General features: G+C 55.8%; 14 protein-coding genes. 8 read left to right on the top strand and 6 right to left on the bottom strand.

Annotation, left to right across the window (positions count from 1 at the left end):
* Nucleotides 1–36 precede the first annotated feature (36 nt).
* Both B5G03_RS14225 and B5G03_RS14220 read right to left on the bottom strand, forming a co-directional pair.
* Nucleotides 37–1,575 (bottom strand): type IV secretory system conjugative DNA transfer family protein, encoded by a 1,539-nt coding sequence (locus tag B5G03_RS14225; protein ID WP_087182343.1) that lies wholly within the window; start codon nucleotides 1,573–1,575, stop codon nucleotides 37–39.
* Nucleotides 1,572–2,300 (bottom strand): hypothetical protein, encoded by a 729-nt coding sequence (locus B5G03_RS14220; protein ID WP_087182342.1) that lies wholly within the window; start codon nucleotides 2,298–2,300, stop codon nucleotides 1,572–1,574. The genes B5G03_RS14225 and B5G03_RS14220 overlap by 4 nt, the downstream gene beginning before the upstream one ends.
* 1,032 nt (nucleotides 2,301–3,332) lie before the next feature.
* Here B5G03_RS14220 and B5G03_RS14215 point away from each other — a divergent pair.
* From B5G03_RS14215 to B5G03_RS14190, 6 genes are all read left to right on the top strand, one after another.
* A complete protein-coding gene (locus B5G03_RS14215; RefSeq protein ID WP_087182341.1) occupies nucleotides 3,333–3,731 on the top strand; it encodes a type II toxin-antitoxin system PemK/MazF family toxin in 399 nt (132 codons plus the stop codon).
* Nucleotides 3,732–3,779: 48 nt separating this feature from the next.
* Nucleotides 3,780–3,986 (top strand): hypothetical protein, encoded by a 207-nt coding sequence (locus tag B5G03_RS14210; RefSeq protein WP_087182340.1) that lies wholly within the window; start codon nucleotides 3,780–3,782, stop codon nucleotides 3,984–3,986.
* Between the two features lie 110 nt (nucleotides 3,987–4,096).
* Nucleotides 4,097–4,336, top strand: coding sequence for a hypothetical protein (locus B5G03_RS14205; RefSeq protein ID WP_087182339.1), 240 nt, complete (start codon nucleotides 4,097–4,099; stop codon nucleotides 4,334–4,336).
* A gap of 93 nt (nucleotides 4,337–4,429) precedes the next feature.
* On the top strand, nucleotides 4,430–4,822 hold the full coding sequence (locus B5G03_RS14200; RefSeq protein WP_087182338.1) for a hypothetical protein: 393 nt from the start codon (nucleotides 4,430–4,432) through the stop codon (nucleotides 4,820–4,822).
* A 13-nt stretch (nucleotides 4,823–4,835) separates the two neighbouring features.
* Nucleotides 4,836–5,294: a hypothetical protein gene (locus tag B5G03_RS14195; RefSeq protein ID WP_162613424.1), complete on the top strand. Its 459-nt coding sequence runs from the start codon at nucleotides 4,836–4,838 to the stop codon at nucleotides 5,292–5,294.
* 334 nt (nucleotides 5,295–5,628) lie between these two features.
* Complete coding sequence (locus B5G03_RS14190) at nucleotides 5,629–6,288, top strand: HAD family hydrolase (RefSeq protein WP_087182336.1); 660 nt, start codon at nucleotides 5,629–5,631, stop codon at nucleotides 6,286–6,288.
* Between the two features lie 72 nt (nucleotides 6,289–6,360).
* Here the strand turns inward: B5G03_RS14190 and B5G03_RS14185 are convergent, their stop codons facing one another.
* The 3 genes from B5G03_RS14185 to B5G03_RS14175 form a co-directional block, all read right to left on the bottom strand.
* A complete protein-coding gene (locus tag B5G03_RS14185; RefSeq protein WP_087182335.1) occupies nucleotides 6,361–7,302 on the bottom strand; it encodes a diguanylate cyclase in 942 nt (313 codons plus the stop codon).
* A gap of 170 nt (nucleotides 7,303–7,472) precedes the next feature.
* The gene (locus B5G03_RS14180; protein ID WP_162613423.1) at nucleotides 7,473–8,582 is read right to left on the bottom strand and encodes an adenosylcobinamide amidohydrolase; all 1,110 of its coding nucleotides are present in this window, start codon (nucleotides 8,580–8,582) and stop codon (nucleotides 7,473–7,475) included.
* 87 nt (nucleotides 8,583–8,669) lie between these two features.
* On the bottom strand, nucleotides 8,670–10,544 hold the full coding sequence (locus B5G03_RS14175; protein WP_087182333.1) for a DUF4914 family protein: 1,875 nt from the start codon (nucleotides 10,542–10,544) through the stop codon (nucleotides 8,670–8,672).
* Between the two features lie 474 nt (nucleotides 10,545–11,018).
* Here B5G03_RS14175 and B5G03_RS14170 point away from each other — a divergent pair, with 474 nt between their 5' ends.
* Together B5G03_RS14170 and B5G03_RS14165 are read left to right on the top strand one after the other, a co-directional pair.
* Nucleotides 11,019–12,116 (top strand): glycerol dehydrogenase, encoded by a 1,098-nt coding sequence (locus B5G03_RS14170; RefSeq protein ID WP_087182332.1) that lies wholly within the window; start codon nucleotides 11,019–11,021, stop codon nucleotides 12,114–12,116.
* A 175-nt stretch (nucleotides 12,117–12,291) separates the two neighbouring features.
* Entirely contained in the window at nucleotides 12,292–13,086 is a 795-nt protein-coding gene (locus B5G03_RS14165; RefSeq protein ID WP_087182331.1) for a ZIP family metal transporter, read from the top strand.
* Nucleotides 13,087–13,122: 36 nt separating this feature from the next.
* Here the strand turns inward: B5G03_RS14165 and B5G03_RS14160 are convergent, their stop codons facing one another.
* Nucleotides 13,123–14,154 carry a D-alanyl-D-alanine carboxypeptidase family protein gene (locus B5G03_RS14160; RefSeq protein ID WP_087182378.1) on the bottom strand — a complete coding sequence of 344 codons (1,032 nt, stop codon included), beginning with the start codon at nucleotides 14,152–14,154 and terminating at the stop codon, nucleotides 13,123–13,125.
* Nucleotides 14,155–14,201: the final 47 nt, after the last annotated feature.

Raw genomic sequence — 14,201 nt, 5'->3', positions numbered from 1 at the left:
CCATACAGCCTCTTTTCCTGTGAGACCTCGGCTTTTTTATTTGTACAGTGCCACTTCTCCACGGTTTACACGTTCCAGAAGCTCTTCTGGGGTGAATACGTGTAGTGTTGCCTGTTTTACATGGGTCGGCCAGGGAGGCGTTGGCTGATCCTTGAGAAACGGATAAACATCATAATCCGGCAGTTTTGCGGCATAGAGATGGTTACCAGTGATCAGCAGAGCATCCTTGAACTCCTTCTTCTTGCGCATCCGGCGCAAGTCGTCCACACTGACAAGCGGAGCAGCTCGTCCGCCGGGCGCAATATGGGTGGTGCCAGTCTGAGCAGATACTGCCGCCAGCATTTCAGGATCGCTGGAACCAAGAAAAATATAGTTTTTGGCATTGCCGCAGATGGTGGCAAAATCGTCCGGGTAGGCTTTCTGCATCTGCCGGTCAGACTGGTAGATCAGGGTCCAGTCAATCTGACGGCTGCGACTGGCTGAGATCTTGCTGCTCATGTCGTTGATGTGAATTGATGCTGCTTCGTCACACACAAATTTAATCGAGCAGGGTGGTTGACGGTGGTCCTGGTATACATCGCAGTACTCCTCCACCAGAATCTGATAAAAGGTATCAATTAGATAGCCGACCACCATGTCGTATGTTTTTCGCTCATCTGGCACTACCAGAAACAGTACCGAAGGCTGTTCGTAAAAGCTTCGCAGATCAAAGGTTTGGATGCTGAGCATATTCAGAATATTTTCCGAGGAGCAGAACGCGCTCAGCAAAGCATTGGCCGACTGGACGATACAGGCATAGGTGCGTTCCGGGTTTTCCAGTATTTCAGCAAAGCCATCCACGGGATCGTGCAGCAGTTGGTTGGAAGAATCGGATCGCAGCCGTGCCAGGATCATGCGCATATGGTCGCGGTCCTGCCGGATAAAGCTTTTCACACTGGCAAGATGGAAAGATTCTTCCCCGTTCGGAAGCTGCAGTAACGCACGCAGCAGGATTTTGGCTGCAAAATTGATCAGATTGCTGGCGGAACTGTTCCAAAACGGATCGTCACCGCCCTTGTTTTTCTCAACCGTCATGTTCACAAAGCTGTCCAGCAGAGCGCATGCTCTGCTCATGTCGCCCTTCCGTGCCAGCTTGTAGGCATGTGCCAGACAATTGAAACCATCCTTATCAAATTTTCGAAAGTCGAGAATGTACACATTTACATTGTGTTCCTGCAGCAGTCCCTGAATTTTGGAATCGCCGCTGATCTCACCCTTCGGGTCGTTCAGGATGATGCTGTCTTTGTTTTCTACAGCAGAAACCAGTGCACCGCGGCACACCGTGCGGGATTTTTTGCTGCCGGACTCTCCGCATACTCTTGTGTGAGGGCCTTCTTTCAGCACATATAGGCGTCCGTTCTCATAGTGGACAGGAATGCCGCCGGATGTTTTTGGATGGTCAGGATTGCTGAGGTCGATACAGTCGCAGATCTTTTGCAGATCCTCTTCGGAGTTTGTGAGAAAACGACAATCTTCGTCTTCAAAGGCATACTTGCTCCAAGCCGTCTGATAGTCGTAGGCCGTCATGTTTTTCATGTGGAACCCCTCCCACTGTCTGTCGTCTGCTTTTCGTTCTTCCAGATTAAAAGTTCGCGCTCGTATAACAAAAATGCCTTGCTGTGCCGCACCTGGTCGAACTGACACAGCAGGTCCTGTTTGGTGATAAGGTCGCCAGATTTGGAGCGCACCCGGCTAAGCAAGTCGTTAACTACGGCGTCTATCTGAGCTGGGCCCTCTTTCTGTGCAGCAAATATCTTAGCTAACCCCAGAGCTACATCCATGTGCAGAGGATAGTTGGCCTGCAAGAAGCTGGCTAGCAGCGCAGGAGTAGTGAACATGTGGTCCTCATGAATGCGTCCGGAAGCAAGATAACGGCAAGCCATCTGACACAGCGGCATTGCTTGGTTTCGACTGGCTGCCCCCACCGTAAAGATGTACTGGAAGTGGTAAAAAGAGTGGTAGTCGTGCAGAAACTGAAAAAAGATTTCCAAGTAGTCTAACTGCACATCAACACCAATCCATTCAGAAAGATCGATCACGGCCAGTTTTTCCTTTTGCAGCGTATCGGTAAAAGGATGAAACCGGCTTTGTATCTGGAACGCGCGGATCGATTCGAAATCCTGATACGGCGGCGTATACGGTAGCTTGAATAACATTGTATCATAGCCACTGTACAGCTTATGAATCCAGTACTGTACAGCGGTATCGTTGTCCCGAAGACCGGACAGATAAAACACAAACGAACGATTCTGCAGTTTCATCTTTTCACCTCTCGGTTTTGGCCGGTGTGTACCGGTGGGTGTTTTGACTATGTATCAATGTTAGCACTTTGTGTCCGTTCGATCAAAATCTGGTTTGGACATGTTTCAGTTTGAAACTCACTAAAAATTTTTTAGATAAAATAAAAAAAGAATGACGATGCTAGTGTATCATGGGAATATTTCAATTTGTTTAGTATAGTCGGAATCACACCGACTTTGACAATCTAAAAAATAAACCGGATATTTTCTCCAATTATATTTATATCGTTTCTTTTTACTAAAGCTTATTGAAAACTAAAATCTCCGATTGGAAAATCAATATATACGAGTTCCATCTTTTGTGACTAAAAGGCGATGCGTACTGGTATGCACACATTTCCGCCGCAAACAGAAACTCGTGCCCTCCGACGATGAGTCAAAGCCGCGAGTTTTCTCTCGTTTTACAGGATCACCGGTTAGCCAGTGGTCCTTTTTATTGTTTTTTTGATTTTAAGAAAATTAGGCTATGCCATTCTCGCAAACTGTATAAGCCCGCAAATCCGTACAACCAGGGCGGGTAACCGGTACTGCTGGTACCTAAAGATTTCCGCTCAACCGGGATAAACTTGAACATGTAAGGAGCCAAGAAACTTCTTGCCGCGCACCTTGAAAAGTACATATCATTCTTCAGGCACAAACCTGTGATGAGGAGCCACATCAGCGGCAAAGCGCAACGATTGCCACCAGACAGGAGCGCGAACCGGCCTGTAAGTATCGGATTGCTTCCGGTATATAGCGATGATCCATCACAGCATAATGATACTTCTGTACGCAGCTCGGTGAGTACCACGGAGGGGTGAGAGTCCCATGGATCTGGTAGCAGCCAGACGCCTGAATGTATTCCCGGCGGGCCTGAGCGTCTGCCAGTTCCCAGGGGTGTCGAGGACAAATGTGGGGATAACATAAAATTGAGATTTAGCCAACAATGGCTTTATTGGGCGAGAAGCGATATCTCGCCCCTTTCCATATACAACCTTGAAGGAGGCGAATTACATGCTTAGAAACAATTGGAGTTACAGACGAGGGGATATTTATCTGGCGGATCTGGGGGAGCATCGTGGCCACATTCAGGGCGGCATCCGACCAGTTATCAATATCCAGAACAACAGCGGCAGCTTCTTCGGGCCGACACTGATCGTCGTGCCGCTCACAACGGAGCTGAAGAAGCTGAAGCAGCCGACGCACTATGTTTTGAACAAGCAGCATGGTCTGAATGAGCCGTCCATGAGCGTGGCAGAGCAAATCGTCACCATCAACAAGGGGCAGATCATCAAATATCTGGGGCGCACCAGTCAAAAGCACATGCAGCGCATTGATGAAAGCATACGGGCGAGCCTGCATCTGGACCCCGAGGACCCGTTTCCCATTCCGGAATGTGTGGAGTTTCCCTGATAAGCATTGCGGGCAACCGCAATCCGAAGTGAAAGTGAGGAAATACATATGGAAAACACTGTAATCTATGAGAATCCCGTTGCCATTGAGGAGCCGGTCATCACCAAGATGTGCTATTCGATTGTGGAGGTGGAACTGATGAATTGGACGCAACTTCGGGAATGGGCATGCTCGGAATCGGATTGGCGTGTCTCGCTGTTTCTTGCTTGTCCCAGAAGAGTGAAGCGTAATAATTACGGCTTCAAGTGCCCGTGAAAACGAAATATCGATATCTTACATAGCCCTGTGGTGACTGACCCTCACCACAGGGCTTTTGTCGTTTTCGGACGATGCCGGAAACGGATCAAAGCAAGGAGGATATCGAAATGAGCAAAAAAGCAAAGCGTAAAATCATTCTGATTGATGGAATCCGGTACTATGCGGACAGGCCCGATACCTGCCGCAAATGCTTCTTCTGGAAAAACCGCAAGGTCGGCTGCATCCTCGGCAAGCAGAATTGCTACTATCTGGCCGAGGCTGTGACGACGGCGCAGGAAAAGAAGTGCGAAGGCTGTTGTTTTGTGTTACAGTTTTATGGGAATCTGGTGGGAAATAGAATATGCTGATAAAAATAGTGTTTTACAAACAAAATGAAGGGAGGCAATGAGAAAAGACGAGAGCTGAGTGCGAAAACGATTAAACTACGGGAGGTGGCAACGATGAAACATACACGTTCAAAAGTAATGATTGCGATCCTTATTGTGGGACTTCTTGCTGCTGCAATTGTTTGGAATGTGAAACGGCAGGAGAATAGCATGGCAGGGAGTTTTCCGGCCCCCAACATGGAAACCTGTGAATTGGGCGAAGATTATTACTATTTACCGGAAGATTATGTGATAGAGGGCAAAGTGATTTATAAAGCGGGATATTACGAGGGAATTTTGATCGAGGAAAATTCCGACTACAAAATCTTTGTTCCCGTAGACCCGGATACACTGGAGCGATTACCCTCTGATCATTTTTCGGACGGAACAACGCTGGAACTTCCCAATGGAAAAGTTTATGAATTGCACATTACAGATGGAGATTATCACGCGGAATTGAAGAAATGACTTCAGGGAAAGTGTGAACAAAATGGTGAGAAAAGTTACAATTGCCGTGCTTATTGTTGCGTTGATTATAAGTAATGTGTTTTTTATCAGAAAAGCGCAACAAAGCGATTACCGCATACAGATTGGAATCTCTGTGAATGCAGCGGGAAATGAATTGTCGGGAATTGATTTTACAAAGGCAGAACCGTTGAAGAATCCGGATGAAATCAGCACCATTCTTTTTGCTTTAATGAACACACAGGATGCTGAAAAATCTGAACTTACAGATGAGATTCCCAATGCGGTTATTTTTGTGGGGAAAGAAAAATCGAATGTTGCACAGATGACAGTGACGGTTTGGATGAATGAAAGCACCTTGGTCTTAAAGATAGGAGACGATGTGAATTCGGGATACAAAGAAATCGGGAATGAGAGTTATAGCGCAGATTTTCAACGTATCCTTCAAGAGCACATAAGCGGCTCGGGCAATTGAAGTTTTATGGAAAATCGACTCCGATGGAAGGCCGTTTCATGTTTCATCTGAAACTGTGATGCACTGCACCGGACACTGGAACAAACATTTGAACAACAAAAACAGAGAGCAGTCCACTAAAACGGGCTGCTCTCTGTTTCATGCAAGCATGCGGTTCAAACTCCTGCGGGCTGGTCTCAGGCTGGAACGGGGCCCGGCGCTGATGGGGAAGGCAAACACCAAAATCCCGCCGTGCACTGCTGTCGCAGATGCGCCGGAAACTTCGGTTGCCAATCCGTGGGAAATGGGGTAGAATAGAGGCTGCGAAAACAAACACAAGGAAGGAAATTCTTTTATGATAAAAGCGGTTCTTTTTGATATGGACGGTCTGATGTTTGACACCGAGCGTCTGTGGGATACTTTGTGGGAGCCGGCCTGCGAGGCGCTGGGCCTGCGCATGCCGGAGGATCTGGATGCTTTTTACGCGGGAGGCCGGGGGCTTGCGGGCGTGAAGCTCAATGAGCACATTCGAAAATTCTTCCCCCAGGCGGACCCGCAGGTGATCGTGGAGAAGATCTGGGAGCTGGCTGAGGAGCGGTTTACCCAGGGCGTGCCCTGCAAGCCGGGCCTGGCCGAGTTGCTGGAAACGCTGGAGGAGAAAAAGCTGCCCCGCATCGTGGCAAGCTCCAGCCCCCGTGCGCTGATCCTGAAGAATCTGGAAACCACCGGCATGGCCCGGTATTTTGACCAGGTGGTCTGCGGTGCAGACGTGCGCCACAGCAAGCCCGCGCCGGATATCTTCCTGGAGGCGGCCCGCCGCCTGGGTGTGGACATCCGGGATTGCCTCGTTCTGGAGGACAGCTTCAACGGTGTGCGCGCTGGCCACGCGGCCGGAGCGGTCACTGTGATGGTGCCGGACATCGCCCAGCCCAACGAGGAGATCCGCGCGCTGTACAGCCGCTGCTGCAAGGACCTGTTTGAGGTCCGTCAGCTGCTTCTGGACGGCCAGTTCTAACAAACAAAAGACGCCGCCCTGCCGGAAGCTCCCGGCAGGGCGGTGTTTTTTGTATGGAATGGTGAGAGGATTTTACAGGATGCTGCCTCGGTTTTTGCCCTGAGTTTTGGCCTGATACAGCGCTTTGTCTGCTCGCTTGAAGGCGCTTTCCAGGCAGTCGTCGCTGTGGATGGGCGTACCGCCGATGGAGATGCCGGTCCAGGCGGGCTCTTCGCTGGAAACCTCGGCGGTGCGGGCCAGAAGCCGCCGCATCAGGTCCTGCGCGTTCTGCTCCGAACCCAGTCCGCAGCACAGCAGCACGAACTCATCACCACCCATGCGGCAGACCAGATCGTGAGAACGCACGGTCGCCATGAGCAGCTCGGAAAGCCGTTTGAGCATGTGGTTGCCCGCCAGATGGCCGTGGTTGTCGTTGATGGCCTTGAAATCGTCCATGTCCACCACGAAGATCCAGGCATCGTGCTTGTCCAGATCGGTGTAGATGCTTTGCAGGGTGCTGAAATTGATCAGGCCGGTCAGGCTGTCCCGCTGAGCAAGGCGGGTCAGATATTCAATGGTCTCCTGGGAGCGCTCGATCTGCTGGGTGAGGGTTCGGGGGTAATATTCTCCCTCCATCTGCTCAGGGTTCGGGATGGACTGGTGCAGGTGCAGGATCTTCCACTCGCCCTCCACCTTTTTGTACAGGATGGAGAAGCGGCTGTCCATGTTCACATGGACCTGGCTCTCTTCGCTTTCCCCCAGGATGTACAGCCCGCCGTAGACCAGACTGCACTGGTCGTCCACCACCTGCTCGGTGCACCAGAAATCCCGGAAATGAAATTGGATGCTGCCCCGGTCCGCCAGGTTCGCCTGCATCGCCCGGGAAAACTGCTCCAGGTCCCGGTAAAGCTCGTGGCTGCCGGTGCCGATGATCGAGCAGTCCGGAGCAAAGCTGGCCAGGCCGTCGAAGGAGCCCGCGTTGCAGTTGGCCAGATAAGCCGCCCAGATTTCTTTTGTACGCTGGCAAAGGTCCATGAAGTCCTCCTTGTTTTGGTCTGAAACGAAGAGATTATGTTGCTTGAAAAAGGGGAAAGTCGTACTATGATTGACTGGTGTTTGAAAAGGATATCACATCAAAAAACACATGTCAATAAATCGGATAGGGAAAAACGCCGGAGGAAGAAAAGCGAAGGATGGCGGCGCTTTCAGGGGGCGGGATAAAGCCGCTCCTGTTCCCGCAGATGAGCCAAGAGGAGAGCCGACAGAAAGGCCTCCAGACGCTGTTCCAAAGGCAGGGAGGCATCCGGAACGGGCGCGTCAAAATGGAAGTGAGCGGCCAGCTCGCCCAGCAGATGGTTCGCCCAGTCACCGGCCTGAGCGGCGGTGAGCAGCCCGGCCTGCAGCTGGTCTGCCAGATGAAGGTACAGCGCCGCCGCGCTCACTGCAAAGGCGTCATGGTCCAGCTTGGTCAGCGCCCGGTGGAAGGCGGTGTCGCCGCCGGGCAGCTCTTTGGGGCAGCGGGCCCGCAAGCTATCGGCAGTGACGCCGAACCGCTGCAGCCGCCGCAGCAGACTGCGCTGGAACTCCGGGCACAGGCCGGTTTGGCGCATCAGGGCTTCCGTTACCGCCTGGCTCACGGCCTGGGCAGCAAGCTCACCGAATTTGAAGTGCTTGCCTGCGTTCAAGAGGCAGGGCGAGGTGCCGGAATCGTCACAAACGATCACCAGCCCGTCGGTGCCGGTGCCGGTAGCCAGACGGGGCGAAACGCTGCTGCCCTGCATCAGGTCCCGCAGCACGGCGGTTTTGGCTTCGGTGGCGGTGAGGACCAGCTCCACCATGGCCCCGGGAGAAAGGGATTGACCGGTGATGAGAAAGATATTGATGGTGCCCGCAGGAACGGCACAGGGCTGGCCGTCCTGCTCGGTGAGGGTGGCCGGGTCCCCGGCGCAGAGAGCGTTCACGTCTGCCCCGGCAGAGACTGCTGCCGTGACCCAAAGCTCCTGCCAGCGGCGGGTAACCAGGACCATGTTGTCCAGATTAACGGCGGTGTCCAGCCCGGCGGTGTGTTCCGGGTCCAGGCCCAGCCGCCGCGCCACAGCCTGCTGATGATTCCGCAGGGTATCACCCTCCATGGGCTGGCAGACTCCGGCGGGGCCGCAGTCACTGTAATTGAATACGGCGGTCAGGTCCCGGCGCAGGCCGCCGCCGTTGGCCGCGGTGGAAAGCACCGCCCGGGGACCAGAAAAGGTGAGGATCGCGGCCTGCTCGGTGCAGACGAGCTGGTCGCCGTTCAAAAGAGAAAAGCAGCGTTTCATACAATTCCTCCGGAAAGCGGGGCAGGCCCGCATAAGATGCAAAAGGCCTCCCGGTCAGCGGCCGGGAGGCCTTGTTTGGCAGAAGCTTTATTTCAGGCCCAGGGGAGTGATGGCGCAGTAGTCTTCAATGCTGCCGCGCTTTTTGAAGCACTCCAGGATCTGCTTGCCCACCGGGTGCAGCTCCTCCACGTCGAAGGCTTCCAGCTCCTTGGCGAAGAAATCGTACAGGATCTGGGCGCCCTTTTCGTAGCCCTCCATGCCCAGCTGATCCTGGGTCTCGGGATGCAGGAAGGCGGAACGGATGTCCTGACCGTCCACCTTCATCTCCTTCATGCAGTAGCCCAGCAGAGCGCAGGGAGCGGGGGACAGGCGGTCCATCTTCATGTTGACGCCGCCGCGGCGGGCCAGATATTCACGGCTGATCCACTCGGCCGCGAAGCCGATGCGGTATACGCCGATGTGCTGGTTGGGGATCAGTACATACTTGGTGTTGGGGCAGGCCAGAATCTGCTCCAGCAGCAGGTTTGCCTGGCGCACCCGCAGGCCGGTGGCAAAGGGCCAGTAGGAGCCCACGCCCTCGCTGGCCAGAGGAGCGTTGCCGCTGATGCTGGGATTCTTGAAGCCGCGGGGGGCCACCAGACGCCACAGCCAGGCCAGGGCGGGCGGGATGATGTGCATCAGGCCCATGATGCCGTAGTCCGGATGAGCGGCGCTGGAGGGCGGCATGCGCACGCCGAAGCTGCGCACATCCACCTCAACCGGCTTATCCACGATGTTGTCCACCATTCTGCGGGGAACGATCACGCGGGGGTTGGGGCAGGGCTTGCCGGTGGAGTCCATGGTGTGCTCCCACACCAGGCAGGTGGAACCGGGCACACCCTCGATGTTGAAGAACACCAGAGGCTTTTTGCTGTGGATGGTGATGCGCTCGTACATGGGGTCGGAGCCGTACTCGGTGATACCGTCCACACGCAGGAACCAGCCGTCCTCACCGTCGTACAGGGCCAGCTTGCCGCTGCCGGTCTGGAAGGAGGGATGGCAGATGGCCATATCGTCGGTGACCGGGTAGATGGTACAGGTATCGCTCATGTGCAGGTAGTCACGGTCGCCGCTTTCCAGGTTGGTGCCCAGCAGCACGCGGCCGTCCGGCACGCGGTGCACATCCTGCAGCAGCTCGCTCTTGCCGCCGCCGGAAGCGCCCTCGTGCATCATGACCATCTCGTTTTCGTAGGGGGTCACGATCTTGGCCGCGGAGGCGTGGGCGGTGACCCAGCCCTCCTGCTCGCCGATGTCCAGCAGAACGCTGTAGATGCCCTTTTTGGCGGAGGGGCCGGGATACAGATTATAGGCAAAGACCTCGTGACGGTCGTCCAGCCGGTTGTGTACGCACACCTGCTTGCCGTCAAAGTGAGTGTGACGGAAAGGAGGAGCCACATACACGATGGCACGGGGCTTGAAGTTGTGGATGTCCTTGGCGCAGACGAAGGCCTGCAGCTGAGACAGCGCGAACGCGAAGAAAGCCGCGTTGCGGGGGCAGACCAGCAGGGCCTGGTAGCCGTATTCGTAGCCGCCGGCCATGAAGGGCACCAGAATCAGCTCCTGGCGGGCCAGCCATTTGTAAGTATCCACCTTCAGGGTGTTGAAGTCGTAGCCGTAAACGTCTTTGAAACGGGGCTTGTCGGTGGGCTTGTCATCGCCGATGCGCATGCAGTCCGGATCGCGGCGGCGCATGTAGTCCTCCACGTAGTTGACCACGGCGCCGTTCTTGCAGCGCACCACGTCGGCCTCCTTCACCAGAGTGCCGTTCACGTCGTAGGAAACGTCGATCTGCTTGGTGCTGCCATTGCCGAAGATCAGATCATACAGCATCTCCTCCGTTTTGGGGATGATGATGCTGGGGCTGTTGTTCAAAATCATTTCCAAATCGCGCGGAAGCACGAATTCTTCCAGTAATACATTCATGCGAATCTCGAACCCCTCTCTTGTTTCATTCCGGTTCGTTTAAAAACCTATATTAATAGGGTAACAAATAAAAAGATATCTTGTCAACCAAAGGCCGAAGCCGCCGGGACGGGTACGCTTTGCTAAAATAGCCTGAAAAAGCCCTCGCCGGCCAATTTTTTTGCCGCATGCCCCTATTATACTATGAAAATATTTGATAGTTTATGAACAAAGCTTTAATTTCGTAAAAAAATGCCGCATTATTCCGGAAAGCGTTTAATAAACAAAAGAAGAAATGAAAAAAGCCATACTTTTGGAAAGACGAAAGATGCGCAAGATATGCGTGGAAACGGCCCGGTAAGGGCAGAATTCATAAAATTTGCCTGTTCTTTTTTTAACGATTGCCAGTAGAATTTGTTCGAAAAACAGTGGTATAATGGCCGAAGAAAGTTTTGCGCGGAAAGAATCCGCGCATCGGAAAAGGAGAGAGTGAACATGGCAAATGTGATCGGCAGCCCCTCCCGTTACGTGCAGGGACGCGGGGAACTGGCTCATCTGTATGAGCATTGTGAGAAATACGGCAAGGATCTGTTCGTGCTGGTAAGCGCTTCCGGCAAAAAGCGTGTGGAGGGCAAAATTGCCCAGAGCGTGGAAGGCACTGACGCCAAGGTGGTTTATGAGACCTTCAACGGCGAGTGCAGCCAGAAGGAGATCGACCGTGTGGTCGAGGCCTTCAAGGCCTCCGGCTGCAGCGTGGTGGTCGGCATCGGTGGCGGCAAGATCCACGATACCGCCAAGGCGGCCGCTTACTATGCAGGCGCTCCGGTGGTCATCGTGCCCACCATCGCCTCCACCGACGCACCCTGCAGCGCCCTGTCCGTGATCTACACCGATGAAGGCGTGTTCGAGCGTTATCTGTTCCTGCCCGCCAACCCCACCGTGGTCCTGGTGGACACCGATATCGTGGCCGCTGCCCCCGCCCGCCTGCTGGTATCCGGCATGGGTGACGCGCTGGCCACCTACTTTGAGGCCCGGGCCTGCCAGGCCTCCGGCGCGTCCAACTGCGTGGGCGGCAAGGTGACTCTGGCAGCCATGAGCCTGGCCCGCCTGTGCTACGAGACCCTGCTGGCCGACGGCCTGAAGGCCAAGCTGGCGGTGGAGCGCCACGTCTGCACCAAGGCGGTGGAGAATGTGATCGAGGCCAACACCTACCTGTCCGGCGTGGGCTTTGAGAGCGGCGGCCTGGCAGGCGCGCATGCCATCCACAACGGCCTGACCGCCATCCCCGAGACCCACAGCCTGTACCACGGCGAGAAGGTGGCCTTCGGTACCCTGGTCCAGCTGGTGCTGGAGAATGCTCCTCTGGAGGAGCTGGAAGAGGTGCTGGAGTTCTGCACCGAGGTGGGCCTGCCCACCACCCTGGCAGACCTGGGCGTGGAAAATCCCACCCAGGAGCAGCTGATGGAGGTTGCCAAGCTGGCCTGCGCCGACGCCGACACCCTGCACAACATGCCCTTCCCGGTGGATGCCGAGAGCGTATACGCGGCCATTCTGGCGGCGGACGAGCTGGGCAAATATTACACCGACTGCTGAGTTTGTCCGAAAAGCGGCTTTCCTGCAATTGCGGGAAAGCCGCTTTTTGTTCGGTTTGGCCGGAATGGGAAAACAGCTGTGCAACAAAGTCACTTGACAAATAGGAATTACTCTTATATACTTCAGGCAAAGGAAGCATACAGCGGGCATTGTGGCCCGCGGAACGGAGGAAACAATGACGAAAGCGTTGCTTTGGGCGGCGTTGGGCACGGGGGTCACCTTCGGCATGACCAGTTTGGGGTCGGCCATGGTGTTCCTGCTGCGCAAAAAGACCAGCGAGGGGATGCAGCGGATCTTTCTGGGCTTTGCGGCCGGCGTGATGATCGCGGCCTCGGTGTGGAGCCTGCTGATCCCGGCCATTGAGCAGGCCGAGGCGGCGGGCCAGATCGGCTGGATTCCGGCGGCGGGCGGTTTTGTGCTGGGCGCGGCCTTTTTGATGCTGATGGACGGGCTGCTGCCCCACCTGCACGCGGGCGCGGCCCAGCCGGAGGGCCTGCACGCAAACTGGCGGCGCACCACGCTGCTGGTGCTGGCGGTGACACTGCATAACATTCCCGAGGGCATGGCGGTGGGCCTGTCCTTTGCGCTGGCGGCCCAGCAGAGCGGGGCACAGGCCGCGCTCACCGGGGCCATGGCGCTGGCCATTGGCATCGGCATCCAGAACTTCCCCGAGGGTGCAGCCATTTCGCTGCCCCTGCACCAGGAGGGCATGAGCCGGGGCAAGGCGTTTTTGTACGGCAGCGCTTCCGGCGTGGTGGAACCCATCTTCGGCATTCTGGTGGTGCTGCTGTCCGGCTTCATCGGGCCCTTCATGCCCTGGCTGCTGGCTTTTGCGGCGGGCGCCATGATCTATGTTGTGGTGGAGGAGCTGATTCCCCAGGCCCATCTGGGCGAACACTCCAACGTGGGCACCCTGGGTGTGATGGCCGGTTTTCTGGTGATGATGATCCTGGACGTGGCACTGGGATAAACAAAAAACGGAGCGATTTTTATCGCTCCGTTTTTTTCATGCGCTGAGTGTGCCGCTGCGCAGCTGCTTGCAGACCTCCAGGGCGTCCAGCAGGTGGTAGGGCTCGGTGGAATGGTCGCCGGGCGCGCCGGTGGTGACCAGAATGTATTCCCGGCCATCCATCCCGATCAGGCTGGCCAGACACAGCCCTGCCTGACTGGTGTAACCGGTTTTGCCGCCCAGCAGCTCGCCGCCCTGGCCGGGCATGGCATCCAGCCGGGCGAACATGGAGCTGTACATGGTGAAGCCCTGGGGATGCTCGCCGGTGGGGCAGGTGGTATAGCTGCGGGAGGTGAACACCTGGCGGAAGGTCTCGTTTTCCAGCGCTGTGTCCAGTAGACGGGCAAGGCCCGCGGCCGATGCATAATGGTCCGGGTCCTCCAGACCGGTGCAGTTGGTGAAATGGGTGTGCTCCAGCCCCAGCTCCTCCGCCCGCCGGTTCATCTGCTTCACAAAGGCCTCCTCGCTGCCGCTGACCTGCTGGGCCAGAGTCAGGCAGCATTCCGCGCCGGAGGGCAGCATTGCCCCGTAGAGAAGATCTCGCAAAGGTACCGCTTCGCCGGGCGCGAACCCCGCCAGCGAGGCGTTTTCCGCCCACAGGTCATTGAAGATTTCGGCGGGAACAGTCACGGTCTGGTCCAGGTCCGGCAGGATTTCAATGGCCAGCAGTGCCGTCATGATCTTGGTGAGCGAGGCGGGCGGGGCCTTGGCGTCGGTATTCTGCCCGGCGATCAGCTCGCCGCTTGTCCGGTCCAGCAACGCGGCACGAGGGCTGGAGAGATCGCTCAGGGCGGGCAGGGAAGAGGAGAAAGCGAAATCCTGCGGTGGGAAATCAGACGCGTCAAAGGAGACGGTTTTGAGCCATGCCAGCGCCGCGAACAACAGCAGGGCCAGCGCCCACAGGGTCCGCGGACCGCGGCGGCTTCGGCGGCGGCGCTTTGCCCGGCGGCGCGGGGCGGGAGTAACACGGCGGGCCGCCGCGGGCTGACATACCGGGCAGCGGGGGCGCAGGGTGCGCTGAGTGGTCATAACAAGCATCGGCCTTTCTTTGCCCGGCGGCAAAAGGTTCGCTGCCG

This window comes from Gemmiger sp. An50 (genome assembly GCF_002161595.1).
Classification (GTDB): domain Bacteria; phylum Bacillota; class Clostridia; order Oscillospirales; family Ruminococcaceae; genus Allofournierella.
The sequence above is the reverse complement of the archived record's forward strand: the minus strand, read 5'-3'. Positions and strand labels throughout refer to the sequence as shown.

Bases quoted from the DNA above. Each gene is read 5' to 3' on its own strand.
- B5G03_RS14190 (WP_087182336.1), top strand. From the start codon at position 5,629: ATGATAAAAGCGGTTCTTTTTGATATGGACGGTCTGATGTTTGACACC.
- B5G03_RS14180 (WP_162613423.1), bottom strand. From the start codon at position 8,582: ATGAAACGCTGCTTTTCTCTTTTGAACGGCGACCAGCTCGTCTGCACC.
- B5G03_RS14165 (WP_087182331.1), top strand. From the start codon at position 12,292: ATGACGAAAGCGTTGCTTTGGGCGGCGTTGGGCACGGGGGTCACCTTC.
- B5G03_RS14215 (WP_087182341.1), top strand. From the start codon at position 3,333: ATGCTTAGAAACAATTGGAGTTACAGACGAGGGGATATTTATCTGGCG.
- B5G03_RS14210 (WP_087182340.1), top strand. From the start codon at position 3,780: ATGGAAAACACTGTAATCTATGAGAATCCCGTTGCCATTGAGGAGCCG.
- B5G03_RS14185 (WP_087182335.1), bottom strand. From the start codon at position 7,302: ATGGACCTTTGCCAGCGTACAAAAGAAATCTGGGCGGCTTATCTGGCC.
- B5G03_RS14205 (WP_087182339.1), top strand. From the start codon at position 4,097: ATGAGCAAAAAAGCAAAGCGTAAAATCATTCTGATTGATGGAATCCGG.
- B5G03_RS14220 (WP_087182342.1), bottom strand. From the start codon at position 2,300: ATGAAACTGCAGAATCGTTCGTTTGTGTTTTATCTGTCCGGTCTTCGG.
- B5G03_RS14175 (WP_087182333.1), bottom strand. From the start codon at position 10,544: ATGAATGTATTACTGGAAGAATTCGTGCTTCCGCGCGATTTGGAAATG.
- B5G03_RS14200 (WP_087182338.1), top strand. From the start codon at position 4,430: ATGAAACATACACGTTCAAAAGTAATGATTGCGATCCTTATTGTGGGA.
- B5G03_RS14225 (WP_087182343.1), bottom strand. From the start codon at position 1,575: ATGAAAAACATGACGGCCTACGACTATCAGACGGCTTGGAGCAAGTAT.
- B5G03_RS14170 (WP_087182332.1), top strand. From the start codon at position 11,019: ATGGCAAATGTGATCGGCAGCCCCTCCCGTTACGTGCAGGGACGCGGG.
- B5G03_RS14160 (WP_087182378.1), bottom strand. From the start codon at position 14,154: ATGACCACTCAGCGCACCCTGCGCCCCCGCTGCCCGGTATGTCAGCCC.